The following is a 26645-nucleotide window of genomic DNA, read 5'->3' on the forward strand; positions in this document are numbered from 1 at the left end:
GGCTGCTCTGGCGGGGGCGGCACGGCCTCGTTCCCCGGCAGACTGAAGCCGAACGCCCCCGTGCACGCGCTCACCCCGCCGGAAGAGTTCCTCGGGAGAACTCAGGACCCCAGCAGGTGCCCCAGCACAGGACGAGCCCCCGACACACAGGGAAGCGCACCCGTCACCCGGCTCACCTGGAAGCGTCCGTCAGCGGGATGAGTACATACCCGGGCGTACTCACGCGCCGAACGCGGGCCGTCCTGTCATCCCAAGCGCGGGAAGTGAACGGATGCCGTCAGGCGCACACCCAGCGCGCGCACCAAGCGCACGACTGCTCCACGGTGCGGCCCGGGGCACAACTCCCGGAGCCGGTGCGGCGGTTGGCCTCGGGCGTCACGCGAGCGGGCGGCTGGTCGTGGATGGTGGCCCTGCCCGGGGCGGGTAGTCGTCCGCGCCGGGCGTGCACCCGGCACCCGCTCGTTACTGTTCGTCGCGCAGCCGGGCCGCCAGGGAGGTCAGGGACTCGGTTTCCTCGGTGTGTCCCAGGGCGGTCAGGCGGGAGATCGCGGCGTCGAGACGGGTGAGGGCCGGGGCGGGGCGGTCGAGGTAGATGCCCTCCACGGCGCCCGCGAGGCGGACGCACTCGGCCCACTCGCCGGCGACGTCGTCCCGGCCCGGCTCGCCGAGCAGGCCAAGTGCCTTCTCCAGAGCGGCCAGGGCGTCCTCGTACTCGCCCGCGTGGGCGTTGACCCTGCCGTACTCGTAGGCCAGGGCCGGGTCCAGAGCACGTCCCTGGGCCTCGTAGTCGGCGGCGCGGGCCTCGTCGGCGATGCGGCCCGCGTCGGCCAGGAAGGCGAGCGCGCCGGGCAGGCCTTCGGGGCCCTGCTGCTGGGCCTGGAGGCGGGCGAGTTCGCGCAGTGAGTTGCTGAGGAGCTCGTAGCGCGCCTCCCGGTCATGGGCGGCGAGTGCCTGGTCCGCGACTCCGCGAGCCCAGTCGAACTCGCCGGACTCGCCCAGGAGTACGGCGGTCTCGGCGGCGATCATGGCGTGGATGCCGGGGTCGTCGTCCCAGGCGGCGGACTCGGCCGCCAGGGTGACGAACTCCGCCGTCGCCGCCTTGAGGTCCTCCCCCGCATGCAGGGCGCGGGCGCGGGTCAGGCGGAGTTGGGCGACGAGTCGGTCGTCCAGCTCTCCGGCGGTGACGTCGGGTTCGGTCAGCAGGGAGTCGACGAGCGCGATGCAGTCCTCGATGCGGCCGAGGTCCAGGCTGAGCTGGGCGGCGTTGCTGTAGGTGCAGAACGCGTCCACCCGGCTGCCGCGGCGAAGGGCCACCTCCGCCGAGCGTGTGAGGTGCCGCAGTGCCTCGTCGGGGCGGCCCAGGTGCATGCAGGCCTCGGCGAGGTCGCTGTGCAGGCGCGAGGTGTCGACGGTGTCGGCCGGCCACTGGGCGGCCAGTCGCAGGGCCTCGGCGAGGTTGTCGTACGCGGCCTGCGCGTCGCGCAGGCCGAACTGGAACCGGCCGCGCAGGCCGAGGGTACGGGGCAGGTGCCAGGCGGGGCCGTGCGCCCTGAGCCGGTCCAGCAGGGCGTCGATCTCGGTGACCGCGGCGGGCAGGTCGCCGGAGAGGGCGTGGGTGCTGGCCCGCAGCAGCAGGGCCCCGGAGATCTGCCCGGCGATGTCGTGCCGGGTGGCGAACGCGTGCAGGCGGTCCACCTCGGCGAACACCGTCGCGACCTGCTCCTTGTCGCCCGAGGCCTGCAGACGCAGGGCGAGCGCGGTCACCCGCAGCCGCAGCAGACGGGCCTCAAGGAACGGCGCGTGGTCGGGCGTGTCCTCGTGGAGGCGGACCATGGCCGCATGGACCTCGGCCAGCTCGGCATCCTTCGCCTCGGCTCCGTCGGCGTCCTGCGCAGCGGGGATCTCCGCGGTCGCGAGCAGGGCGGAGGCGCGGCAGACCGCCGCGTGGCCGGGCTCCCCCGCGTCGTCGTACAGGGCCGCTGCCTCCTCGTGGAGGGCGGCGGACTCCGCGTACTCGTCCTTGTTGCCCGCCCGGTTCGCCTCTTCGGCCAGCAGGTCCGCGCGCAGCCGTACGAGCGGGCCGACCGCCGGATCGTCGGGGTGGGCGTAGTCGCGGGCGGCGACGAGCGTGCGCAGCCGCTCCCAGCAGGCCGGTGCGACCGGGTGTCCCTCCTCGTCCAACGCCCTTGCCCGCAGGATGAGTTCGGTCAGGTCGTCGGGGACCGCGGCGACCGGACGGGCCGCGGGCGCGGCGACCTGGGCGGTAGGGGCCACGTCGTCGAGGGCGCGGGGGCGCAGCGACAGTTCCAGCGACTCCACGAGCGGGGCACGCTCCAGGCGGGACCTGCGGCGGTCGGTGTGCGTCGTGGTTCCGTTACGGGCGTCGAAGCGGGCGGCGAGGTCGTCGGCGCGGCCGCGCACCTCGGCGCGCAGCTCGGCCACCGTCCAGGTACGGCCCGTGTACCCGGCGGCGGGCAGTTCGCCGTGTCCGAGGAGCTCGACGCGCTGGAGCAGGACCTCCACGCCGGTGAGGAAGCCGTACTGGTCCAGCGGCGAGTCGACCTCGTCGAACAGGTTCCGGTTCTCGGCGAGCAGTTCCAGGCCGCGTGCCTCGTTGCCGGTGAGCGCGCAGAACTCCAGGTGCCGGCCGACCTCCTCGGACATCGAGGGGTTGCGACGGCAGGCGCGGTAGCCGGTGAGGTGCAGTTCGCGGGCCCGGTCGGCGCGGCCGGTGCGCAGCAGGGGCAGCAGCGCGTAGGAGGCGGAGCGCGCCGGCTCCTCCTTGCAGGACTCCTTCCCGGCCAGGACGGGCTCGAAGGCGCGCAGGGCCCGCTCGTCGTCGCCCGCCCTGAGGTGGTACAGGGCGCTCTGGCAGATCTCGCAGGCCTCGCAGTCGCTGAGCCGGGTACGGGTGCGGCCCGCCCACAACTCGTGGGCGAGGGCGGTGTCCTCACCGACATGGGCGGCGAGCTGGTACGCCTGTCCGTAGTACGGCTGGAGCCCGAGGTCGGCCTTCTCGTACCGCTCACGCATCTCCTGCAGCCACTGGCGCAGGCTGGTCAGCGGTATCTCGGGCAGCTGGCGCAGGGCGTGGGCCACCCACTTGAACCGCCAGAACAGCTGGTGGCGCAGGCGCTCGTCGAAGACGTCGGGCTGCTCGTCGAAGACGGTGAGCAGCCGGGCGAAGACGACCGGGGACTTCCGCGGTTCGGAGCCGTAGGTGTATGCCTCCTGGAGTTCGAGGAGCGCGTGGACGAGGACGGCGGGGTCCTCGAACTGCTCGGCGGCGTCGACGAGTTCCTCGGCGGTGACGGTACGGGTCCGGCCGTACGGGCGACGGTCGTTCTCCTGGAGCGCCTGGAACAGCTCGGCTGTGCTCTGGGGATGGGGTGCGATAGGCATCGTCAGCTGTCCTTGCGGAGGGCGTGGGCGAGGAGGTCGAGGAAGGAGCGGTTGATGAGGCTCGACTCGGCGGGCCTCAGCGGGCGCCGGGAGAGCATCGCGGCCTGTCCGTAGAGGGCTTCGGCGCTGGTGCGGGCCAGTTCGGGCTCGTCGATGGCGACGGCGGTGCGGACCAGGGGGTTGAGCTGGTTGAGGATCAGCTGGGCCCGCGGGGCCTCCTGGCGCAGGGCGCCGAGGATGTCGCCCCACAGGCCGCCCTCCTGCTCACGGGCGAGCTGGGAGCGGGTGCGCTCATGCCGGGCCTCGCGGCTGTCGACGAGGAGGGCGGGGGCGGAGGCGGGCTGGAAGGTGCGCAGGGCGACGTCGCAGTCGAAGACGGCCAGGGCGTCGCGGGCCTGGGCGAGGTAGGCCGCGGCGGCCAGTTCCGTCTCCCGGTCGACGGGGTCGAGATGGGCGGTGAGGGTCGCCGGGTCGAGGTCGGCGACGCTGACCTCGGGCCTGATCTCGGGCAGCCGGTGGACCAGCTGACGATCGTAGGTGTAACCGCCGTTGACGACGCCGAGCCCGGCGGCCGAGGCGATCGCGGCGACCTGGCGGAACTCCTCCACGCTGGATGTCACCAGCACGGTGCGGTGGGTGCGGGCGAACTCGTCCAGGGTGCAGTGCCCGTCGGTCGTCTCGAACGGCAGCCAGGGCAGCAGCATCCGCAGGATCTCGTCGTCGTGCACCGCGAGCGACTTCACGGCCAGGTGGTGGGCCTGGAGGAAGCGGCCGAGCAGGTCCGGGTCGCTGGCGGCGGCCCGGGCGATCCAGTCGCGCAGCCGCTCGGCGAGGGCGTCGCGGACGGCGGCGAGGGTGTCGTCCTCGTACAGGGCCTCACGGGACGCCGTCGGGCGCAGGCTCTCGGCGTCGACGACGCAGCGGACGAAGAACGCCCAGTCGGGCAGGATCTCCTCGGCCTGTTCGGACAGCAGCATGCCCTTGACGTGCACGCGGTGGCCGTGCCGGCGCCCGGTCGGCACCGCCTCGGGAAGCACGCAGGCGATGCCCTTCAGACCGACGGCCGGGAGGTCCAGTTCGATGGTGTCCAGCGGGGTGAATCCGAAGACCTCTTCGCCGTAGGCGGCCAGCGCGCGGGAGCGGGCTCCCGGGGTGGGGTAGGTACGCGACCAGGGCGCGGGCTCGGGGTTCACCGGTGCGCCCGCGCCTCCTGTGCCGTCGTCGAAGGTCACCGGGTGACGCAGCAGGGAGCCGAAGTGCCGGGCCAGCGCGTGCACTTGGGCCGGACGGGTCCACTCGCCCGCGTCGGTTCGCGGCGTCAGCGTGACCGTGGTGCCGGGCCGGGGACGGGCGGAGGCGGGCAGGGTGCGGACGGTGTAGCTGCCGTCGCCGCGCCCGCGCCACTCCACGGCGGGCGCGTCGGGGGTGCGAGCGGAGCGGCTGACGACGTGGATCTCGTCCGCGACCAGGAAGCACGACAGCAGTCCGATGCCGAACTGCCCGATGAAGTCGGCGCGTTGCTCGGCGACCTGCTCGGCGCGCTTGCTGCTGCGGCCGATCGTGGCGAGGAAGGTGTGCACATCGGCCTCGGTGAGACCGACGCCGTCGTCCTCGACCCGTACGACGGAGCCGTCGGCGTACAGGCGGATACCGAAGGCGCCGTGGGGCTCGATGGCGTGCCGTGCGGTGAGGGCGTCGACCGCGTTCTGCAGGAGTTCGCGCAGATAGACGCGGGGGCTGGAGTAGAGGTGGTGGGAGAGGAGGTCCACCAGGCCGCGCAGGTCGACCTGGAAGGTGCGGTCGGTGGCGGCATGGGCGTCGGTGTTGTCGCGCAGGGGCATGAGGGAGTCCGGGGTGAAGGCAACGGCGGGAGTGGGCGGTGGTCCGCGGGGCCGGCCGAAGACGGGCGGGAGGGTGTGGAAGGCGGCTCAGAAGGCCTTGCGGAAGCGCGCGTACGCCTTCTCCGGGTCCGCCATGAAGGTCCACGGCCACTCGGTGATCACACCGTCCAACTCGCGGAAGACGTTGGATGCCTTGCTGCTGCCCGCCAGCGAGAGGGCCATGGCGAAGATGTTGTACTCGCCCTGCCAGCCCAGGCGACGCTCGTAGTCATGGTGCAGGATGCTGCGCTCCGCGGCCTCTCTCAACTCGGTCCGGATGCGCGGTTGCTGCAGGCAGTCGCGGTTGTCGGACTCCACCCAGTCCTCGATATGCGCCATGGCGACGGCACAGCCGAGCGGGTGTCCGTCGGGCGCGGCGGCGAAGGCCTTCCGGGCGAACTCCAGGGCCTGGCCCGGCTCTCCGCCCCAGCGGGGCTGCAGATGCGACACCCACTCCAGATGGATGTCGACATTCAGCGGATCACGGCGCAGGCCGGCCGCGAGCCGGGCTTCCTGGACACTGCCGTCGACGGACATGCCGCGTCCCGAGGTCAGCAGATGGCGCCACGGTGTGACCCAGTCGGGCTGCAGTTCGGCGGCCTCGAGGAGATGCTCCTCGGCGATGCGCAGCCGCTCGTAGAAGGTCTGCCACTGCTCCCGGCTGACGTCCACGGCGAGGGCGGACGTACGCGCCTCCCAGCCCCAGGAGACATGGCGCGCGCCCGATATCAGCAGTGCGGTCGCCCGGAGCTCCTTGTCGTCCCTGTCCTCCTCGGCGGCCCGGACGATCCACTCCTCCACACCGTCCACATCGGTCAGTTGCCCCAGAACCGTCTGGTCGCGGCCGAGGTCGAAGGGCGCCAGCGCCGCCTTGACCTCCGCCCAGTCACCCGCGTCGGCCGCCTCGACCAGCGCGAGCACCCGCGTGTCCCCCAGCGCGCGCAGCGCGTACGTCCCGTGCTTCCTCTTGCCCGCGACGGGAAGGGCATGCGGATGCGCCGCCGTTCTCTCCGCACCTCTCCCGAACAACCTGCCCAGCATGCCGCGCCCTCCCCTGGTACCGCGTGATCGTGAGAGGCAGCATAAACGGCACCACTGACACCGCTTCCACAGGGTTTTCACCTGAGCTCCACGGTGCCGGGCGCCTCCCCATGCGCCGTCGTGGTCACAGGGGAGTTCACACAGCGCTCGTGCATCGGCGCGGGGATCGGCATCCTCTGAACCTCAGGGCGTTGGCGTTGTCGCGGACTCCGGCGACGCGGTCGGACTCGATCAGCGTGCCGTCGAGGATCACATGGGTCTGCCCTCGCGTTGGCAGCGGCCCAGGACCTGGTGAAGGTCCGAGGCCTGGTCGGCGAGGACGTCGGCGCCTTCGTGGAGACACCGGACCATCTTGTGAGGGAGGCAGGCCTGCCCTGCCAGCGGCTTCACGTCTGTCGGAGCCCGGGGCCCGGAGACCCGATCCGCGCTGAATCGAGTGGCTCAAGCCTCGGGATGCCGGTAGATGTCGCCGTCGTGGCGGTCCAGCGGCTGGCGTGGGAGGTAGAAGGTGTGGTCGTGCTCGTGAAGAAACTGGATCCGTAGCCCGGCTCCGGCGATCGCCGAGACAACGGTCGACAGACCGTGCCGCCACTCGACGGTCTCGTTGCCCTCGGTCGTTGCCGCCTCATCGGCGTACGTACCGGGGCCTCCCGAGGCTTCCGGACCTTCGACGAAGTAGTCGTGTGTGACCGTGCTGCCGGTCTCGTCGTCGAGGACGAAGCTGAAGGGATGGAACTCCGCGAGGTACAGATACCCGGCGGGAGCGAGCAGTGCAGCGACGACCGACGCCCAGCGGCTGAGTCCGCGACAGCGCCCTCCTCGCCGGCACGGACATCGGCATTCATGCCCTGGGCACCAACTCTCGCAAGAGCGGGAAAGCCGGCGCAGGCGCAGGCGATGTACCCGTGTCGTTCGGCGGCGTCACGTTCACCACTGGCGACTGGCGACATCCTGCGCGCCGACCAGGGCGGAGTCGTCCTCCTGCCGAATATCCGACTCCCGGCGGAGACCACCGTGCCTCTCGTCCCGTGCGGTGACGGCGCGAAGGGCACGCGCGTCTACCACTGGGCCGCCTTGCAGATCACGTCCATCGAGGACTTCGACGGCGAAGGCGCCGATCTGCTGGGGGAAGACGCCGCCGCGGCTGCCTTGCCTGGCGGCCGGCGCTGCGTCGCTGGTAGTTGCTCGGCCGAGAGCTGAGCGGGTCCGGCCGCACCCGCTACGGCGGCGCCCCCGGTACGGCAGCAGGGCCGGACCGCGCGTCGCGGTCCGGCCCTACCCCGTGCGGTGCCGCCCTGCGGCGGCGGTGGGTCAGCTCTGTGCGGTGTCGTCGCCCGTCTGCCCGGCGCTCTCGGCTGCGCCTGCCTTCTCGCGCATCTTGCGCACCAGCTCCGCCTTCTGGTCGGCGGCACTCTGGCGGTCGAGGTTGCGGTACGGACCGTTGTTCTGCCGTTCGGCGCGGGACAGCTTCTTGCGCTGGCCGCCGCCCATGCCCACGGGGTTGTTGATGTTCTTGCTCACGGGTTCTCCCGGAATGAGAAGTGATCTACGGATTCATCGGTGGGGGACGGGCGCGGCGACGTCGAAGGACGTCAGCAGGGGCCCATCACGCTCTCACTCGTAAATCGGCGTCTGGAAGAACATGACCATGACGTTACCCGGTTCCGTCGGCCCCGCACACCAAGTTTTTCGCCGCGCCCCGGCGTCGGCCGGACCCTCGGCGATCACGGAGCCCCGCAGATGGAGACGAGCCGACGGGAGGTTCTGCAGCGCCATTCCTGTCACAGACGCCCCTATGACGAGGGGGCGCGGGACTAACGAGGAGGTGCTGGGCACCGTCCTGACCAGGTGAAACACCGCTCAGGCGGCATATCGCTCAAGGCACCGAATGATCTCACGTCGGGTCTTGCCCTCCTGGGTGCGGCGTTCGTAGTACACCTGGGTGCGGGGATCGAAGCACAGCCGGGTGAACACGATGCGGTACGGCCAGCGAGGGTGAGCCGCGTCGCATCGGAGCCCGTGAGACTTGCTATGCAACGAGTTGCATAGCACGATCGGTGCCCATGGCGCTCGAACACGCGATCTTGGTGTCGCTCCTGGAGAGGCCGGGATCCGGCTACGAGCTGGCCCGGCGTTTCGAGCGGTCCATCGGCTACTTCTGGACCGCGACGCACCAGCAGATCTACCGCGTGCTCAAGCGTATGGAGAGCGACGGCTGGGTCGACGTCCGGGACGTCCCGCAGCAAGGCCGGCCGGACAAGAAGGAGTACTCCGTCGCCGACCTCGGCCGGGCCGCGCTGTCCTCGTGGTTGCACGATCCGATCGAGCCGGACAGCGTCCGCCACGACCTGGCGGTGAAGATCCGTGGTGCCGCGTTCGACGACCCGGCCGCCCTGATCCACGAGGTGGAGCGGCACCGGCAGGCACACCAGGACCGGCTGGAGCACTATCGCGCGGGCGAGGAGCGGGACTTCACGGGCCCCGAGGTGAACGCGGCCGCCGCGCGAGCGCCGCTCGATCCGGAGCGAGAGCTCCAGCACGTCGTCCTGCGCGGCGGCATCGCGTACGAGCGGATGATGATCGGCTGGCTGGACGACGTGCTCACCACTTTGGCCCGGTTCGGCCCAGGCCGCTGACGCCGCCCCACCCGCCGGCCTCACCTCCGATCCCCTTTGGCCACCCCACCCACAATTGCCCTCCGCCCGCCTGCCGAAAGAGGCCCTCACCATGGCTGACCAGCTGCTCTTCAACCCGCGCACCTACGACCCCACGCACTTCGACGCCGAGACGCGCCGACTGCTGCGTGCCACAGTCGACTGGTTCGAGGAGCGGGGGAAGCGGCAACTGACCGAGGACTACCGGACCCGCGCCTGGCTCGGGGACTTCCTCGCCTTCGCCGCGAAGGAGAACCTGTTCGCCACCTTCCTGACGCCGTCGTCCGCCACTGGACAGGCAGAGCCCGGCAAGCGCTGGGACACCGCCCGTATCGCCGCGCTCAACGAGATCCTCGGCTTCTACGGCCTGGACTACTGGTATGCCTGGCAGGTCACCATCCTCGGTCTCGGCCCCGTCTGGCAGAGCGACAACACCGCCGCCCGCGCCCGCGCCGCGGAACTCCTCGCCCAGGGCGAGGTGTTCGCGTTCGGCCTGTCCGAGAAGGCTCACGGCGCGGACATCTACTCCACCGACATGCTCCTCGAGCCCGACGGCGACGGCGGCTTCCGCGCCACCGGCTCCAAGTACTACATCGGCAACGGCAACGCCGCCGGACTCGTCTCCGTCTTCGGCCGCCGAACCGACGTCGAGGGCCCCGACGGCTACGTGTTCTTCGGCGCCGACAGCCGACACCCGAGCTACCACCTGGTCAAGAACGTCGTCGACTCCTCCAAGTTCGTCAGCGAGTTCCGCCTGGAGAACTACCCCATCACGGCCGAGGACGTCCTGCACACCGGCCGCGCCGCCTTCGACGCCGCCCTCAACACGGTCAACGTCGGCAAGTTCAACCTGTGCACCGCCTCCATCGGCATCTGCGAACACGCGATGTACGAGGCCGTCACCCACGCCCACAACCGCATCCTCTACGGCCGTCCCGTCACCGCCTTCCCCCACGTACGCCGCGAGCTGACCGACGCATACGTCCGGCTCGTCGGCATGAAGCTGTTCAGCGACCGCGCCGTCGACTACTTCCGCTCCGCCGGCCCCGACGACCGCCGCTACCTGCTCTTCAACCCGATGACGAAGATGAAGGTGACCACGGAGGGCGAGAAGGTCATCGACCTGATGTGGGACGTGATCGCCGCCAAGGGCTTCGAGAAGGACAACTACTTCGGCCAGGCGGCCGTGGAGATCCGCAGCCTGCCGAAGCTGGAGGGCACGGTCCACGTCAACCTGGCACTGATCCTGAAGTTCATGCGCAGCCACCTACTCGACCCGGCCGACTACCCCGACGTGCCGACCCGCCTCGACGCGGCCGACGACGACTTCCTGTTCCGGCAGGGCCCGGCCCGCGGCCTGAGCTCGGTGCGCTTCCACGACTGGCGTCCGGCCTTCGAGACGTATGCGCGGCTTCCCAACGTCGCCCGCCTGCGTGAACAGGCCGACGCGCTCTGCGAGTTCGTCGCCACGGCAGGCCCCGATGCGGAGCAGAGCCGCGACCTCGACCTCGTCCTGTCGATCGGACAGCTCTTCGCCCTCGTCGTGCACGGCCAGCTCGTCCTGGAGCAGGCCGCCCTGACCGGACTCGACGAGGACGTCCTCGACGAGCTCTTCGCCGTCCTCGTACGGGACTTCTCCGGGCACGCCGTCGAACTGCACGGCAAGGACTCGGCCACCGAACAGCAGCAGGAGTGGGCGCTGAGCTCGGTCCGCCGACCGGTCGTCGACACAGCGCGTACGGAGCGGGTCTGGCAGCAGGTCGAGGCACTGTCCGGCGCGTACGAGATGGCCCCGTAGCCACGCCGTACGCATCAACGGTGGCCGGGCGCGACACACGCCCGGCCACCCGCGTACCTCCCCCCAGCACGGCAAGCAGACCAGTCAAATGGTGCGGTCACGGCAGCCGTTTCGGTCCCGGCTGCGGGGTGCTCCGCGGTTCGCGCCGGGTCGGCTCGTCCCGTTCCGCGGGCCACAGGCTTCGGACCGGCCGGAGCAAGATCCGCCTCGTCACATTCCACGGTCCTGGCGGTGACAGGGTAGAGCGGCGTGGACTGCAGGCGGGCGCCGCTGAGGTCGGTCAGGGTGACCGCGCAGGTGCTGTCATCGGTCACGGCCGGTCCCCCGGTCGGCAGTCCAGCCCTCGGACGCGCCCCGCACACACCGCGCTGGGTACGAGGACCGCGCGCCGGTACGCGAACGGCACACGCAGCGCACACTCCAGGACGAGCGGGCGCCGGGAAGAGCCACCAGTGGTGGCGATCAGTACCTGATGCTGACGCATCATCCAATGCCCTGCACCATCGTGTGAGCCTCGGGCTCCAAGGCCGCGCCGACCCGCCTCGACCCACTGCGGCCGCGCAGCGAATCCAGCTGGTCGGCTTCGCGCGTCCCAGTGCACCGTCCGTTCCCACCATGGGCCGGCAGAGCGGCCCTCACAAAACGTGTGGGGCCTGTCCGCATACGGACAGGCCCCACATCGAGCGCCGGGCAGGCCTCGCACCTGCATTTCCCCGCAGGAAGCGGGGCGTCTTTCCTTGGACCACCAACGCAACACCAGCCGACCGCAGTTGCAGCAACCAGCTCAAGATCAACTGTACCCGAGGTCGCGGCGCCCCAACTCCCCTCCCCCCCCCATGGCCAGACCAGCAAGCCCCGAATCGGCCCAGAACCTGCCCTGCCGCGCCGTCAACCGTTGCGTGGACCCAGACCCGTCAGACGCTTCAACACCCCGGCGGACAATCAACCCCGCAGCCACTCCAACAGCGCACCGACAGCCCTGAGGCCAGCGCGCACCGAGCCGTCCTCGACCCGCACCTGGCGTCGAGCTGGCCGCCAGGCGTTCAACGTCCGACAGGGCCGGAGCGTTGGGGAGTTCGACCCGTTCGATCAGTGTGATCCACTCGCGGCCGGCCTCTGGTACCAGTAGAGCCCGCCGAGGAAGCAGCCCGTCAGCAGGACGGCCGCGCCGGCGCCCACACCGGTGGAGCGTTTCCGCCGGCACGGGGCAGCAGGGATGCACGATCGCTCCAGCCGTCCGCACCGGAGCCCGCAGGACACCGCCCGCGATCGAACAACAGGTGATGCTGCGGCGGCGCGAGCACCTCTCATCGGCCCCGTCCGGCTGGCCGCCCGCACCGTCGGCGCCGGATTCGACATCGACCACGGGGCCGCCGTATCACCAACCGGCCCGCCCGGCCGGGCCATCGCGTGGGCGCGTCCGCCAGTGGCACCGCGGAAGGCCCGCTGCCACCGGCGCCCGGCGGTAGCGGGCCGCTCGGCACGCGTGTGCCGTCAGCTCAGCCGGGCCTGGGCGTACGGCACCAGTCGGACGGGGCCTGACAGGCCGTACGCCTGGCGGGCGGCCGTGCCGAAGACGGACGGCTGGCTGACGCGGAGGCGGTTGATGAGGGGGGTCGCCACCTCCACCTCGATCGTGTTCGCGCCGGGTCGCAGGTGTCCGCCGAGGTCGACGACCGGGCGGAGGCGGTCGGCGGGGGCCAGCGGGGTGCCGTTGACCGTGACACGGAACGTGTCGCTGACGGTGCCCAGTTCGAGGTACGCGCCGTGGGCCGCGGTCCAGTCGGCGGGCAGGGTCACGGTGGTGCGGTAGCGGCCGATGCCGGCCGAGTCGGCCAGTTCGGGGATCTGCGACCAGGGCAGGAGGGCGTCGAGAGCCAGCGTGCGCCGGACGATCTCGGTGGTGGTCGGCTCGGCGCCGGGGTGCCAGTCCGCGACGTCGAGCTGCCAGCGGTCCGGTGTGATGGGGGCGGGAACCGGCGGCAGTGTCGTGGTGACCGTACGGCCTTCAAAGAGCCCGGTCGTGTACGTGCCCCCGGTCGCGGCGCGGACGGCAAGGCCGCGGTCGGTGAACAGGACGCGGTCGGCGGTGCTGTCCACGGCGTGCTGCCGGTTGCCGTTGCGGTCCCCGAAGAGGCCTGGCCGGCCAAGGGCGATGACGGTCGCCTGACCGGGTTGGAGGGTGACGCGCAGGGTGATGCCGTCGGCGTTCTCGGTGTAGCGGCCGATCCGGGTCGCATCTCCCGTCCATGGGTCGAGCAGGTAGGGAACGGTCCTGCCGCGGCGGGTGCGGCGCAGGGTGATGTCGTGGTCGATGGCCGCGACGGGCGGTTTGACGGTCTCGGCGTGCTTGCCGTTGCAGAGGTAGTACAGGTCGGTGTCGCCGGTGACGCGGTGGGCGTTGAGGAGGGTGGAGGGTCTGGCGTAGCGGACGTCGGGGGTGATGCCGAGGGCGGTGAGGGCCTCGCCGACGGCGCTCTTGTCGGTGACGGCCTTGGTGTGGGGCAGGGCGAGGAGGCTCGCGAGCACCTCGCGCAGGCGCGCCGACTCGTCCTGGGCGGGTACGCCGGGGGTCAGGGCCTGGTCGAAGGCGCCGAGCAGGACCATGGGCAGCCCCGCCCGGGCCAGGCTCAGCAGCTTGCGGGCGTCGGCGAGGGCGAGGGTGGGGGTGGAGCTGTAGAAGAAGTCGCCTTCGACGAACAGGGCCTTGTAGGCGGGGCCGTCGGGGGCCAGGTGGCCGTCCGACACGCGGGCGCTGGGCAGGTCGAGCAGGGGGCCGCTGAGGAACTGGTGGGTCCAGCCGAGCGGGACGCCGGTCGCGGTGAACCAGGAGGCGCCGATGCCGGTGGCGGTGTAGCCGGTCTGCCGGAAGACCGCGACGTCCGCACGAGGTGTGCCGGTCTGGAGGACCTGGTGCACGCGGCCGAGGTAGTCGGCGATGTCCTCGACGTGCCGCCAGGTGGGCTGTCGGGGGCCCCACGACTCTCCGTAGCCGGGGGCGCCGTTGTAGGGGCTGAAGGCGGCGAAGCCGGGCCAGCGGGCTCCGGGGGCGGCCGCGTACGAGAAGCCGTGCACCACCGTCTGGTTGACGCCGGCGGCGTAGGCACCGCCCATGGTGCGCAGGAACCGGTCCCAGGTCGTGCTGTACGCCGAGCCGTTGTAGGCGCCCGATTCGCAGGACAGCACGGTGTGTCCGGCCATGTCCCGTCCGCCCGCCAGGCAGCGGTAGTCGTCCAGGTTCTTGAAGCCGAGCGACTCTCCCTCCGCGGTGTCGAGGATCGCGGCGGAGGCGATGGCGTCGGTCTGGAGGCCGTAGGGCTGCGAGCGCAGTTGCATGCCGAGCGAGTGGGCCCAGTCCCGCAGAGCGGTGACGTGGTGGGTGTTGAAGAGCTCGGAGACGGTCTGCCAGAAGTCGTGTCTGATCTGCCGGGTGGTCTGGGCGTCGAAGGTGAAGACCTGGTTGCTGTTGTCGAGGACGATGGCGGGCAGGTACGGCAGGAGGGAGCGGCCCGTCTTCTTCCGGAATGCGTCGGGCAGCGCCGGGGTCCACACCAGCGCATCGGTCTCCAGCTCGATGGAGTCCTCGAAGAAGGCGCCGCCGGCGGCCTTGAGGAGTCTGCGCACCGTGCCGGTCAGGACGGCACGCTCCCAGAATCCGGTGATGGCGGCGGTACCGGCGGGGCTGAAGTGGTCGACGACGTAGGCGGCCGGGGCGGAGTGCGGGCCGGACTCGGGCTGCTGGGCGGTGCCGCGCTGCCAGTAGGAGATCAGCACCCAGTCGCCGTCGGTGGGCGCGGTCCAGGTCAGGGTGCCGTTGCGGACGGTCTCGGTGAGGTCCTGGACGCTGTCGAGGTCCAGGCCGGTCTCCTTGCGGGTGGCATGGGCCGGGTTGACGCGGGCGGCCTGGACGGCCAGCAGGCTGCGCCGGGTGGCACCGTCCGCGGCCTCGCGCACCGGCTCGGGGACCGGGCCCTGGTAGGTGGCGCCGGCGGCCACCGGAGTGCGGCCGTAGGCGAGTTCCCGGGCGGCGACCTCATCGTCGGGGGCAAGTCCGGGGACGGCGGCGGGCCAGCTGGGGCCGAGCGTGAGGTCGACGGTCAGGCCGCGGCGGGCCGCCTGTCTCAGGGCGGCCTCGACGCCCTCGCGCCAGGGGGTGCTCCCCCAGCCGTGCTGAGCCGTGTCCAGGACGGACTTGTCCTTGATGCTGTGGTGGACGGCGGCGATCTCGGCGCCGCCGAAGCCGGCGTCGGCGATCTGATCGATCTCGCGCGCGATCTCCGTCGGGTCGACGAGTCCGTCCGGCCACCACCAGCGGAACTTGGGGCGCACGGAGCGCGGGGGCGCGGTGAACCAGGCGCCGGCCGACTGCTCCTGCCCGGTCAGCGGTACGGCCCCGGCACGCGGCGCGCCGGTCGCGGTGAGCGCCGTGGCCGCGCCCGCGGCCAGGGTGACGGTCAGTACCGCGCGCCGGGATATCCCGCCACGCTGCGGAATGGGCTTGTGCATGGTTCGCCCCAAGGTGTGGTTCAGGCAGTGGACAAGGGATCGGGCAGAGGAGGCAACCGAGGTGTTGAAACGTTTCAATACGCTGTAAACGCCGGAACGCTAAGCCCGGGCTCCCGCACGGGTCAAGAGCCGCGCACCAACTCCCGACGGCGTACCGAGCGGCCAAGAGCGCCCCACACCGGAGGCGATGGCGACGAAGTCACCCGCGCCCTTCGCCGTCCGCTCCCCCACCACTCCCCTCCGCCGCCCCCGACGGCCTGTTCGGCGCCGAGGACGGCCGCGGCGCAACCGCACTGGCAGCGCCGGGCGGCCGACCGCGTCGAGGCCGCCGTACGCGAGACCGCGACCGTCTCCTGCTGCACCGGCGCCACCTGGCCCTGGCCGGTCCTGCGGTAGGCCTGGCCGGCCAGGGCATACGGGTGAGCTCGGTCTGCGGCTCCCGCTCGGCGCCGAGACCGCCCGGACGCGTACAACGACTACTCGGCATACTGCGCGGCGGGCCGCTCCACGCATACCCGGGGCCGTTCGACTCCTCGGCTCGACGATCCGCAATCCCTGGAAGAAGCGGCTCAGCTCTCGCACTACTCCCGGATCACTCTCGTGTACACGGACCGTCGGCCGGAGCAGTTCTCGCAGACCGTGTCTGTCCGCCGAGGGAGAAGGAGCCGCCCGCCGCCGAGGACACCACAGCACGGCCGTTCCTACTGGGCAGCGGTGACCTGCTCGGTCTGCGCGCCCGACGACGTGATCACCTCGGAGCGTCGGCCACCCCGATCCATGAAGCCACCGATGAACGCCAGCCCCAGCCCGGCCACGCCGAGAGCCGCGCCGACCAGGGCCGGCGAGGCCCAGCCCCAGCCTGCCGAGATGGCGAGGCCGCCGAGCCAGGCGCCGCCCGCGTTGGCCAGGTTGAAGGCGGAGTGGTTGGAGGCCGCCGCCATGGTCGGGGCGTCCTTCGCCTTGGCCATCAGCAGCATCTGGACGGGCGTGGTGATGAGAGCGCCCATGGCGCCGATGACAGTGATCGTCACCAGGGCGGGCACGGTGCTGTGGACGGCGAAGTAGAACACCACGAGCGCCGAGGTCAGCAGGGCGAGCCCGGCGTACAGCGTCGGTCGCAGGGCACGGTCCGTGAGCGGACCGGCGACCAGCGTGCCGAGGGTCATGCCGACGCCGTAGAGCGCGAGGACCAGCGTGGTCGAGGAATCGGAAAGACCCGTCACGTTCGTCAGCATGGGCACCAGGTAGCTGTAGACGGCGAAGAACCCTCCGAATCCCACGACCGCCGTGGCCAGGCCGATGACCACTTGCTTGTTGCCCATCGCCCGCAGTTCGTGCCGGACGCCGGACTGCCGGCCACGGGGCTGGTCGGGGACGAAGACGGCCAGCGCGGCGAGGGCGACGAGGCCGATGACGGCGACCGCGACATAGGCGGATCGCCAGCCCAGCTGTTGTCCGAGGGCCGTGCCTGCCGGGACGCCGACGATGTTGGCGATGGTCAGGCCGAGGAACATCTTCGACACCGCGCGTGCGGCCCGGTCGGGGGCGACCAGCCGGGACGCCACGACCGCGCCCACTCCGAAGAGGGCACCGTGGGGCAGGCCGGCCAGGAAGCGGGCGGCGAAGAGCAGGCCGAAGTTCGGGGCGAGCGCGGATGCGACGTTGCCGAGGACGAACAGGCCGGTCAGGAGCAGCAGCAGCTTCTTGTGGGGTATGCGTGCACCGATGCCCGTCAGCACCGGGGCACCGACGACGACACCCAGCGCGTAGGCGGAGACGACATTGCCTGCTTGCGGCACGGACACGTCGACGCCGTCAGCGATCTGGGGCAGCAGCCCCATTGTGGCGAATTCGGTCGTGCCGATGCCGAAGGCGACAACAGCCAGGGCCAGGAGAGCCAGTGGCATGGCGCAGGAGAACCTTTCGGACGGAGCGGTGCGAGAGGAATGCGGGAGCGTCGGGTCGCGGCCGCGGTGTCGCGGCTCCTCGTGGCCCGTACCTGGCATCGTCGCCCGGCGCCCCCAGGGCATGGCAAGCCCATAACAGGTGCAGCGGCTGCGCCGGGCCAGGCATTCCAAGATCCCCGCCCACTCGGCATGATCCATGTCACAGCGTCACGCCGATGCGCTGCTGTCGGTCCACCAATCTGCCGGTCAGGCGATGCCGAAGCCGCCGAGCTCGGTCAAGGGCTGCCCGCTGATAACAAGGGCCGCCCGCTGATAAAATGAGGGCACGCTTCGACATCACCGGGGCCCGTACCAAGGGGTACGGGCCCCGGGCCGTTCCGGGGCGACAGATCAGGAAGGTTCCCCCATGAACGCGAAGCCGTCGGCCCCTGGCCTCTCCCCTGCCGGTACACCGCGGCGGGCGACAGGAGCGCAGGGCGAACCTTCGACGCCGCAGGGGGCGTCCCCCGGACTGCCTCCGGCCGCGTCGTTCGACGCGCTCGGGCTGCCGCCGGAACTGATGAGTGCGATGACCGGCCTGGGGGTGACAGAGCCCTTCCCGATCCAGGCGGCCACCCTCCCCAACGCGCTGGCCGGCCGCGACGTCCTCGGCCGGGCACGGACCGGCTCCGGCAAGACGCTGGCTTTCGGGTTGGCGCTTCTGGTCCGGACAGCGGGCCTGCGAGCGGAGTCGAAGCGGCCGCTCGCGCTGGTCCTGGTGCCGACCCGGGAACTCGCACAGCAGGTGAGCGACGCGCTGGCACCGTATGCGCAGACGCTGAAGGTGCGCCTGGCGACGGTGGTCGGCGGGCTGTCCATCAACCGGCAGCAGGCGCAGCTGCGGTCCGGGGCCGAGGTGGTTGTCGCGACGCCGGGGCGGCTGGCCGACCTGGTGTCGCGCCGGGACTGTCACCTGGGGCAGGTGCGGATCACGGTGCTGGACGAGGCGGACCAGATGTGCGACCTGGGTTTCCTGCCGCAGGTCACGCAGGTCCTGGATCAGGTGCGCCCCGACGGGCAGCGACTGCTGTTCTCGGCCACGCTCGACCGCAACGTCGACCAGCTGGTGCGGGACTACCTCCACGACCCGGTTCTCACCTCGGTCGACCCTGCGGCGGGGTCTGTCGCCACGATGGAACACCATGTGCTGAACATCCACGCCGCCGACAAGTACGCGACCGCGACCGAGATCGCCGCGCGGGACGGCCGCGTGCTGATGTTCCTGGACACCAAGGCGGGCGTGGACCAGTTCACCCGGCACCTGCGGGCCAGCGGCGTACGGGCCGGTGCTCTGCACAGCGGGAAGTCGCAGCCCCAGCGCACGCACACGCTCGGTCAGTTCAAGGACGGCCGGATCACCGTGCTGGTGGCCACCGATGTCGCCGCGCGGGGCATTCACATCGACACCCTGGACCTCGTCGTCAATGTCGACCCGCCCGCCGACGGCAAGGACTACCTGCACCGTGGCGGACGTACGGCACGGGCCGGGCAGTCCGGGACCGTGGTCACCCTGGTCACGCCCAACCAGCGCCGCGATGTGAACCGGATGATGTCCGAAGCCGGCATCCGGCCCACAGTCACCCAGGTCCGCTCCGGCGAGGCGAAGCTGACCGCCATCACCGGCGCGAAACGCCCGCCGACCGGGACGAAGACCACCAGCGGCAACGTCCCGTTCCGCGGCCTCGGCTCCCGTGCGGGGCGCCCCGCGAAGGAGTCCCGCAAGGCGGCCGAGGCCCGCAAGGCGGCGGAAGCCCGTGCCGCGGCCCGGGTCCGCAAGGGCCGCTGACGCCGATGGGTGCGGATCCTCGACGAGGATATCGCCGTCCTCGCGCCTGACCCCTCGGACTACGCGAACATGACCTTCGTCCGCCAACTGGATTTGATCGACATCGGCAAGACCCGGGTCGGCATCGCGGTGCGCGATTATATCCGCGCCTTCACCCAGCGCTCCCGGTGGTCGGACGACAATCTCTTGTTGCCTGGAGAGATCAGCAAGTACGAGCGCAGAAGGGCGTGGACTTTGTGCCAGCGCTCGCGGGTGGTCTGCTCGCGGACGCCGCCGGGCCGGGGCGGGTTGACGGTGGCCCAGCAGGGGGCGTGAGCGCGGACCTCGGCCAGGACTTTGTCGCACAGATTTCGCCACAGGTGCCAGCGGTCGCTGACCTGCACCGCGTCGGGCAGGGCCCGGCGGATCGCCTCGGCGTAGGTGGCCGAGCCGTCCCGGCACACGACTTCGATCCCTTCCTGCCCGCGCAGCCACGCCTCCAATGTGGCGGCTTCGCGGTCGGGCAGGACATCGACGCGTTCCCCGGTCTCGGCATCGATGATGATCGTGGCGTAGCGGTGGCGGCGCAGGGCGAAGTCATCGGCCCCGATCACTCTCGGGATCCGCAGCGTCGGCGGGGGAATTCCCCGCAGCACCCGCAGGGCGGTGGCGAACGATACGGGCACGGCCAGTAACCGGGTGAGCCGGGCAGCCGCCCGGCCGCATAACTCCTTAACCACGCCAGAGACCTGGCTGGTCAGACGCGTGGTGCGGCGCTGAAGCCGCTCGATCAGCCCAGGGACTTGCTCGCGGAAGGTCTGCCGCAGACAGCCCAGGACCGGGCAGACCAGACGTCGTACCCGGACGTTGACTACGACCCGGCGGCCATCGACCGGCACATCCGCAACGGTCCGGACGTGGTATCCGTGCACCTTCCCCGTCGGGACCCCGCACATCGGGCAGGGAAAGGGAGCATCCCGAGTCCGGGCCAAGACCCGGATCATCTCGCCGTCGTCCGCCACATCCTCGATGACCAGCGCCAAGAGCCCTGAAAACACTGTTGCCACAAGGGAGTTGATATCTCGCATGCAACGTCAACGACGCCCGTCACCCGCCGTCACCACCGACTACGGAACAGAGCCAATTTAACGGCTGATCTTGGTTGTTGAGTGGTCAGTTGTTGCTCGAGGTCAGGCGGCCCTCGAAGGCGATCTGGAACGCGTTGAGAGGTGCTTTCCAGCGCATGGTCCACCGCTTGCGGCCCTTGCCCGTCGGGTCCAGGCTCATCAGGGCCATGTAGATGCACTTGAGGGCGGCGGCCTCGTTGGGGAAGTGCCCGCGGGCGCGGACGGACCCGCGGATGCGTGCGTTGACGCTCTCGATCGCGTTCGTGCTGGAGATGACCTTGCGGATCTCGACGTCGAAGGCGAGGAAAGGCACGAACTCGGCCCAGGCGTCCGACCACAGCTTCACGATCGCCGGATACTTCCGGCCCCAGGATTCCCGGAACTCCAGGAACCGCTCCGTCGCGGCGTCCTCGCCGGGTGCGGTGGAGACGGGTTTGAGGGCCCCTGCGACCTTGTCCCAGTCCTGGCGGGCGGCATGACGGAACGAGTTCCGCAGCAGGTGAACCACGCATGTCTGGACGATGGTGCGAGGCCAGACGGTCTCCACGGCCTCGGGTAGGCCCTTGAGCCCGTCACAGACCAGCATGAGCACGTCGTCCAGGCCGCGGTTCTTCAGCTCGGTGAACACATGCAGCCAGTACTCGGCGCCCTCGCCGCCGTCGCCGGCCCAGATGCCGAGGATGTCGCGGGTGCCGTCCACCGTCACCGCCATCACCACGTAGATGGGACGGTTCGCGACCTTCCCGTCCCTGATCCTGACGTTGACGGCGTCCACGAACAGGACCGGGTAGACGCGGTCGAGGGGACGGTTCTGCCATTCGGCCATGCCCTCCATCACCTGGCCGGTGATGGTGGAGACGGTCTGCTCGGACACCTCGGCGCCGTACACCTCGGCGAGATGAGCCGATATCTCCCCGTGAGTGAGGCCCTTCGCGGATAAGGAGAGCACCATCTCGCCATTGCCGGTCAGGCGCCTCCGTCGCTTCTTGACGATCTGCGGCTCGAAGCTGCCGGCAGTGTCGCGGGGCACCTTCACGTCCACCGGCCCGACGTCGGTCAGCACGGTCTTGGCCCGGCTCCCGTTGCGGGAGTTGCCGCTGCCCCGGCCGACAGCATCGTGGCGTTCATAGCCGAGGTGATCGGTGATCTCACCTTCCAGAGCAGATTCCAGGACCCGCTTGGTGAGCTGCTGCAGCAGCCCGCCCTGCCCGGTCAGCTGCAGACCCTCAGACCGGGCCCGTTCCACCAGCATCGCGACCAGTTGCTCATCTGACACGGGCGCAGGCTGCCCGGCCGGGGCGCTCCCGACAGGTTCCACGTTCTCCAACTCCACGGCGGTGTCAGTCACTTGACGTCTCTCCCATGATCGTCGGATCCGCCGTTAGATTTACACTCCCGCTTTCGGCCGACACGCAGAGGTAGTCCCTGACTGGGCTCCGGGCCGGGCTGCATCGTGTGGCGTCCACCCCTCAGGAAGACGCCACACGATCCGGTGAATGGGCTTCCTCTCACCAGATTGCGTCGTTCATCAGGTATGACTCCCATCGGCCGACCGACAATGCGCTCTCGTGGTTCCGGATTGTCAGTGCTCTTGCGTACTGCCACGGCCGTGCAGGAGCGGGAGGACGCTCGCCCTGGCGGCCTGGGCACACGACACCGCTTGTCGCGCCGTTCGGAGCGCCTGCTCGTATACCTGTGGGCCGCTGGCACCGTTGTGATTTCCTGTCTGACCGAGCCCCATGTCGGGCCGTTGGGTCAACTGGTTATTGGGCTGGTTGTCGGTGGCTGTGTGACGTTCATGGCCTGGCACGAGAGCTCCTGGGTCCAGGTGCAGATCCTGTGTGCCGTCGCTGTGGCCTGCACGTTGGAGTTCGTGGGAACCCACGGCATGCAGTGGTGGGACTACCGGCTCGGCAACTTCCCAGCCTGGGTCCCCGCCGGCCACGCGTTCATCTTCCTCACCAGCGTCATCCTTGCCCGCACACCATCACCTCGATGGCTGCATCGCGCCGCTTACGCCGGCCTGGCGGCGTGGACACTGTGGGGGCTCCTGCTGGCCGAGCGGACGGACTACAGCGGCGTCATCGGCCTCCTCCTCATCGCCGCGGTCCGTCAACACCCCGTCATGCGGGCGCGTATTCCATGGATCATCGCGGTGACCGTTCCCGGCGAGTTCGCCGGTACCCACTTTGGCCTCTACAGCTACCGGCCCCACGACATCACCGGACTGCTCCTCATGGGCAACCCGCCCTCCGGCCTTCCCGGCGGCTACGCCCTTGTCGACTTCGCGGCACTCCTCATGGCCAGCGCCGTGTACCAGGCGTGGCACCGGCACCATGACCCGGCCGAAGCCCGCAGCGCACTCACGCCCCCGTCCCCCACACAGTGATCCCCGCAGGCGATCACCCGCCGAAAGCAAAGAGCGCTGTCAGTTGCTGGCTCGGCCTGCTCAACCTTCGTCCGCGGGCATACGATCACGCCGCGGCCGCGATCTCTACCCGCTGCTGGTGTCCGAGGCATCACCCTGCAGAGAACGGCCGCTGCGGTAGTCATATATGGCGAGCGACAGTTCCTTCACGGCAGCGCGGGCACGTTCGGCGTCCGCTCCGTCGTCGAGAGCCTCCAACGCGGACGCCGCCGACACGCGAACGGAACGGGGCAGTCCGTCGTAGGCGGAGAGCCGGTACGCGACGGTGCGACGGGCCTGTTGTTCTTCATCGCGACCCCATCAGAGGTGAGTGGGAAGACCGCGGCCTCGTACGTCGCGATGCTCAACAGGACCACGTCGGCGATCCCTTCGGCATAGCCGTCGCCCCTGGCGGCCTGGACGGAAGTCACCGTCGGCCGGGGGCGGACAAGCATTCCGAATCCCGCGCCCAGGCTGGCGGCACCCGCGCCCACTGCGGCTCCCGCCCAGCCGTCCAGGAGGAAGCCGAAGCAGGCTCCGCTACCCACCACGCACACCAGCACCGTGACGGTCATCGCGTACACGCGGGTACGGAGCGGGGTCGTCATGGCCAGCAGTATGCCCACGCCCTCGGGTGCTGCGGCCGGGGCCCTCATGTCGTTGGCGAGCGGAGTTGTACGTTGCTCACCAGGCGATGCGCAGCCACTCGGGTGGCGGACATGGCGGGTGGAAGGGATGGGAGGTGACATGGACGCTGCCGGAGCCGATGCTGACCACCCCTGTGTCCGTGCCCGATCTGCGGCCTGGCTGTGCTGCGAAGCCGAAGTTATGGATGGGGTTTCGTTCTGTCCGTTGTCCACTGCGGGCATGGCTCAGGGCCCTCCGGTGTGAAGGGCCCTGTGCCAGTGGTGGCGTCGGTTGGGGAGCCGTTAACGAGCGGCGAATCAGGTGCTAGGCAACTCGTGAACCGCGTCCGAGTGGGGCTGGCGCATGGACAGGCGTGAGGGTGGGCGTCAAGCCGTTTCGACGAAGGGATAGTCGGTGTAGCCCTCGGCGCCCGGCCCGTAGAACAGTTCCGGCCGCGGCTCGTTCTCCGGCTGGCCGCCCTGCCAGCGCTCGACCAGGTCGGGGTTGGCGATGAGGGCCCGGCCCACGGCCACGGCGTCGGCGTGGCCGGCCTCGATGTGCTGGAGCGCCTGCTCGCGGGTGGTCTGCCCCCCGAGGGGGCCGCTGTTGACGATCAGCTTGCCGTCGAAGCGCCGCCGCAGCTCCTGTACCAGGTCGCCGCCCGGCTCGGCGTGCAGTACGGAGAGGTAGGCCAGGCCCAGCGGGCGCAGTTGGTCGAGCAGGGTGCCGTAGGTGGCCAGGACGTCGTCCCGGTCGGTCTCGAAGACGTCCCCGAGGTCGACCTCCGGCGAGATCCGCAGCCCGACCCGCTCGGCACCGACGGCCTGGGCGATGGCCGTGGCGACCTCGACGACGAAGCGGGCGCGGTTGTGCGGCGAGCCGCCGTACTCGTCGGTGCGCTGGTTGGCCGCCGGGGAGAGGAACTGGTGGAGCAGGTAGCCGTTGGCGCCGTGGATTTCCACGCCGTCCGCTCCCGCCTCGATGGCCCGGCGAGCCGCGGCGACGAAGTCCTCCAGGGCTGTCCGGATCTCTGCGGTGGTCATCGCTTCCGGTACGGGGTAGGGCTGCTCGCCCTTCTCGGTGAACGTCTTGTTGTCGATGGCGATCGCGCTGGGGGCGAGGATGCGGCGGCCGCCGTTGATGTCGGGGTGGGTGCCGCGGCCGGCGTGCATGATCTGCAGGACGATGCGGCCGCCCTCGGCGTGCACCGCCTCGAACACCCGCTGCCAGCCGGCCGCCTGCTCGTCGGTGGCGATGCCCGGCTCACCGACATACCCCTGCGACGCGTGGTCGGGGTAGGTGCCCTCGGTAATGATCATTCCGACGCTCGCCCGCTGCCGGTAGTACTCGACCATCAGATCCCCGGGGATGCCGGAGGAACCGGCCCGGACCCGGGTCAGCGGTGCCATGACGATGCGGTTGGCGAGCTCGATCTTCCCGAGAGACACAGGGGAGAAAAGCAATGGAACGGGCGAAACTTCCGAAATATTGACAGGCATTGGTCTCTTTCCTTCTGCACTACGGAGGGAAACGGGATGAAGGTCTGCGACGCAGGGGGTCCATGCTGTCCCTGCGGAGGTGCGGATGCGGTCCTCGAGCAGGCGCGGGCCCGCTGGCGGTGACGCGGTTCCAGGACCGACCGCGATCGGGGTGTGGGCGGCGAACGCGGTGAGAGCCGCATGCCGTCGGCGTCGGTGTCGACGCCGGCCCAGCGCAACTGCCCACCGGAGCGCGGGGGTTCGCTCGCTCCTTGCACACGATCAGCAGTCGGCCAGGTGACGAGGTCATGGGTGCCGCCGCCGGAGTCGGTACGGATCGGTGTCTGCACCCCGCGCCGCGACCTGCTCCCTCGACGCGCCCCCGCGAAGAGGACCGGTACACGGCTTCACCTGGAACGCTCTTTGGGCGGTGGCGGGAACAGCGATCTCAGCACTTCCGCCGGCCGATCGCCCATCGGACAGCCTGCTTCACGAAAGCGCGGGTCTAGCTGAGCGGCACGTCCGCGACACCCTTGAGGTGGCTGAACGTCTCCAGGGTGTACCGGCCGTGGTACCGGCCCATGCCGCTTTCGCCGACGCCACCGAACGGCAGGCCGGTCATGAGCAGTTGCATCACTGGCTGGCCCCAGGCGACGCCGCCGGAGGACGTCTCGTTCACCAGGCGCGACTTGGTGGCCTCGGAAGTGGTGAAGGCGTAGAGGGCGAGGGGCTTGTCGCGTTCGTTGATGAAGGCGATGGCGGCATCGAGGTCTTCGACTTCGACGACGGGGAGGATCGGGCCGAAGATCTCCTCCTGCATGACCGGCGATGCGGGGTCGACATCGGTGAGCACGGTCGGTGCGATGAACAGGTCGTCGCGGTCGTGCCGGCCTCCCACCGCCGCCTGGCCGGAGTCCAGAAGACGGGTGAGCCGGTCGTAGTGCCGCTCGTTGATGATCCGGCCGAAGCCGGCGGAGGTCTGCGGGGTGGTGCCGAACTGGGCTTCGACCGCCGTGCGGAGGGCGGGGACCAGTGCGGCGGCGGTGGCAGGATCGGCCAGCACGTAGTCGGGGGCTATGCACTGCTGGCCCGCATTGCCGAACTTGGCGCCGACCAGCCGCTTCGCGGTCTCGTCCACGTCGGCGTCGGGCGCCACGAAGACCGGCGACTTGCCCCCGAGTTCAAGCGTGACGGGGGTGAGGTGCTTGGCGGCTGCGGCCATGACGATCCGGCCGACCGTGCCGTTGCCGGTGTAGAAGATGTGGTCGAAACGCTGCGCCAGGAGGGCCGTGGTCTCCTCGGCGCCCCCCTCGACGACGGTGAGCACGTCGGCGTCGAAGTACTCACGCAGGAGGCGTGAAGCCACCGCCGAGGTGTGCACCGAGATCTCGCTCGGCTTGGCCACCACGGTGTTCCCGGCGGCCAGTGCGCCGATGATGGGGTCGATGAGAAGGTGCAGCGGGAAGTTCCAGGGAGCGATCACCAGGACGACCCCGAGCGGGTCGTACGTGGTGTAGGCGGTTGTCGTGGGGCCGAAGTGGGCGGGAACCTCCACCGGGCGGGGCTGAAGCCAGCTCTCGAGATTCGCGAGCGTCTCGTCGATGTCGGCGACGGTGAAGTCGATCTCCTGCGTCTTCGCCTCGGCGGCGTTCTTCCGCAGGTCCGCCCAGAGCGCTTCGATCAGCTCCTGCTCGTTCTCCACCAGCAGCGCCCGCAGCCGCCGCAACTGCTCCACGCGCCAGTCCAGCGGGCGGGTGACACCGGTGTTGAACGTCGCCCGCAGACGGCCGACCACCTCCGCCGCCGTCTCGCTCTGGCGCGTCCTCGACTCGGTCCCCTGTGTTGCGGTCATGGGGTGTGCTCCGTTCTTGATGCAAGCCACGCCCCGGCTGCCTTCCAGCCGGGCACAGTGGCCAGCGTGCTGGACGATCCGGTATTCACCCAGGTCACGGCTTTGTGTACATCCGCTGTGCCTACCACTGGCTGGGGCAGGCTCGTGTGCGTCCGGCCGGGG

Annotated in this window: 17 protein-coding genes and 3 pseudogenes; 8 read left to right on the forward strand and 12 right to left on the reverse strand. The window is 70.4% G+C overall.

Annotated features, from left to right (window positions below; genetic code table 11):
* Positions 1-462: 462 nt before the first annotated feature.
* The 4 genes and pseudogenes from SLINC_RS00405 to SLINC_RS49030 all read right to left on the reverse strand — a co-directional run.
* Positions 463-3402, reverse strand: coding sequence for a hypothetical protein (locus SLINC_RS00405; protein WP_067425179.1), 2940 nt, complete (start codon positions 3400-3402; stop codon positions 463-465).
* 2 nt (positions 3403-3404) lie between these two features.
* Positions 3405-5243 carry an HSP90 family protein gene (locus SLINC_RS00410; protein WP_067425181.1) on the reverse strand — a complete coding sequence of 613 codons (1839 nt, stop codon included), beginning with the start codon at positions 5241-5243 and terminating at the stop codon, positions 3405-3407.
* 87 nt (positions 5244-5330) lie between these two features.
* Positions 5331-6323, reverse strand: a complete 993-nt coding sequence (locus SLINC_RS00415) for a hypothetical protein (protein WP_067425184.1) — start codon at positions 6321-6323, stop codon at positions 5331-5333.
* 217 nt (positions 6324-6540) lie between these two features.
* Positions 6541-6668, reverse strand: a pseudogene (locus SLINC_RS49030) (IS5/IS1182 family transposase); the annotation flags it as partial.
* Positions 6669-7171: 503 nt separating this feature from the next.
* Here SLINC_RS49030 and SLINC_RS49035 point away from each other — a divergent pair.
* Together SLINC_RS49035 and SLINC_RS49040 are read left to right on the forward strand one after the other, a co-directional pair.
* Positions 7172-7360 (forward strand): RraA family protein, encoded by a 189-nt coding sequence (locus SLINC_RS49035; protein WP_237282058.1) that lies wholly within the window; start codon positions 7172-7174, stop codon positions 7358-7360.
* Complete coding sequence (locus SLINC_RS49040; RefSeq protein WP_225988192.1) at positions 7338-7523, forward strand: hypothetical protein; 186 nt, start codon at positions 7338-7340, stop codon at positions 7521-7523. The genes SLINC_RS49035 and SLINC_RS49040 overlap by 23 nt, the downstream gene beginning before the upstream one ends.
* Before the next feature lie 111 nt (positions 7524-7634).
* On the opposite strand, the gene SLINC_RS00430 is transcribed toward SLINC_RS49040, so the two are convergent.
* Positions 7635-7844, reverse strand: coding sequence for a DUF6243 family protein (locus SLINC_RS00430; protein ID WP_067425192.1), 210 nt, complete (start codon positions 7842-7844; stop codon positions 7635-7637).
* A gap of 542 nt (positions 7845-8386) precedes the next feature.
* Between SLINC_RS00430 and SLINC_RS00435 the strand changes: the two genes are divergently transcribed.
* From SLINC_RS00435 to SLINC_RS50330, 3 genes and pseudogenes are all read left to right on the forward strand, one after another.
* Positions 8387-8959 (forward strand): PadR family transcriptional regulator, encoded by a 573-nt coding sequence (locus SLINC_RS00435; protein ID WP_067425196.1) that lies wholly within the window; start codon positions 8387-8389, stop codon positions 8957-8959.
* Positions 8960-9050: 91 nt separating this feature from the next.
* Entirely contained in the window at positions 9051-10775 is a 1725-nt protein-coding gene (locus tag SLINC_RS00440; RefSeq protein WP_067425199.1) for an acyl-CoA dehydrogenase family protein, read from the forward strand.
* Between the two features lie 1183 nt (positions 10776-11958).
* A pseudogene (locus tag SLINC_RS50330) lies at positions 11959-12036 on the forward strand (leucine zipper domain-containing protein); the annotation flags it as partial.
* 233 nt (positions 12037-12269) lie between these two features.
* Here SLINC_RS50330 and SLINC_RS00445 read toward each other — a convergent pair.
* Entirely contained in the window at positions 12270-15281 is a 3012-nt protein-coding gene (locus SLINC_RS00445) for a glycosyl hydrolase (protein WP_067425202.1), read from the reverse strand.
* A gap of 701 nt (positions 15282-15982) precedes the next feature.
* Positions 15983-17188, reverse strand: a complete 1206-nt coding sequence (locus SLINC_RS00450) for an MFS transporter (protein ID WP_067425205.1) — start codon at positions 17186-17188, stop codon at positions 15983-15985.
* A 406-nt stretch (positions 17189-17594) separates the two neighbouring features.
* On the opposite strand from SLINC_RS00450, the gene SLINC_RS00455 reads away from it, so the two are divergent.
* Both SLINC_RS00455 and SLINC_RS50335 read left to right on the forward strand, forming a co-directional pair.
* The gene (locus tag SLINC_RS00455; RefSeq protein WP_067425209.1) at positions 17595-19013 is read left to right on the forward strand and encodes a DEAD/DEAH box helicase; all 1419 of its coding nucleotides are present in this window, start codon (positions 17595-17597) and stop codon (positions 19011-19013) included.
* 69 nt (positions 19014-19082) lie between these two features.
* A complete protein-coding gene (locus tag SLINC_RS50335; protein ID WP_360081211.1) occupies positions 19083-19328 on the forward strand; it encodes an ABC-three component system protein in 246 nt (81 codons plus the stop codon).
* On the opposite strand, the pseudogene SLINC_RS00460 reads toward SLINC_RS50335, so the two are convergent.
* Positions 19232-20080: pseudogene (locus tag SLINC_RS00460) on the reverse strand (ISL3 family transposase); the annotation flags it as partial. The gene SLINC_RS50335 and the pseudogene SLINC_RS00460 overlap by 97 nt on opposite strands.
* 85 nt (positions 20081-20165) lie before the next feature.
* Positions 20166-21371: an IS256 family transposase gene (locus SLINC_RS00465; RefSeq protein ID WP_225988473.1), complete on the reverse strand. Its 1206-nt coding sequence runs from the start codon at positions 21369-21371 to the stop codon at positions 20166-20168.
* Between the two features lie 537 nt (positions 21372-21908).
* On the opposite strand from SLINC_RS00465, the gene SLINC_RS00470 reads away from it, so the two are divergent.
* Positions 21909-22508: a hypothetical protein gene (locus tag SLINC_RS00470; protein WP_152038956.1), complete on the forward strand. Its 600-nt coding sequence runs from the start codon at positions 21909-21911 to the stop codon at positions 22506-22508.
* A gap of 185 nt (positions 22509-22693) precedes the next feature.
* On the opposite strand, the gene SLINC_RS00475 is transcribed toward SLINC_RS00470, so the two are convergent.
* From SLINC_RS00475 to SLINC_RS00485, 3 genes are all read right to left on the reverse strand, one after another.
* Positions 22694-23134 (reverse strand): hypothetical protein, encoded by a 441-nt coding sequence (locus tag SLINC_RS00475; protein ID WP_152038957.1) that lies wholly within the window; start codon positions 23132-23134, stop codon positions 22694-22696.
* A 405-nt stretch (positions 23135-23539) separates the two neighbouring features.
* Positions 23540-24652 carry an alkene reductase gene (locus SLINC_RS00480; RefSeq protein WP_067425216.1) on the reverse strand — a complete coding sequence of 371 codons (1113 nt, stop codon included), beginning with the start codon at positions 24650-24652 and terminating at the stop codon, positions 23540-23542.
* Between the two features lie 484 nt (positions 24653-25136).
* Positions 25137-26483 (reverse strand): aldehyde dehydrogenase family protein, encoded by a 1347-nt coding sequence (locus tag SLINC_RS00485; RefSeq protein ID WP_067425219.1) that lies wholly within the window; start codon positions 26481-26483, stop codon positions 25137-25139.
* Positions 26484-26645 lie beyond the last annotated feature (162 nt).

The organism is Streptomyces lincolnensis, from assembly GCF_001685355.1.
Lineage (GTDB): Bacteria > Actinomycetota > Actinomycetes > Streptomycetales > Streptomycetaceae > Streptomyces > Streptomyces lincolnensis.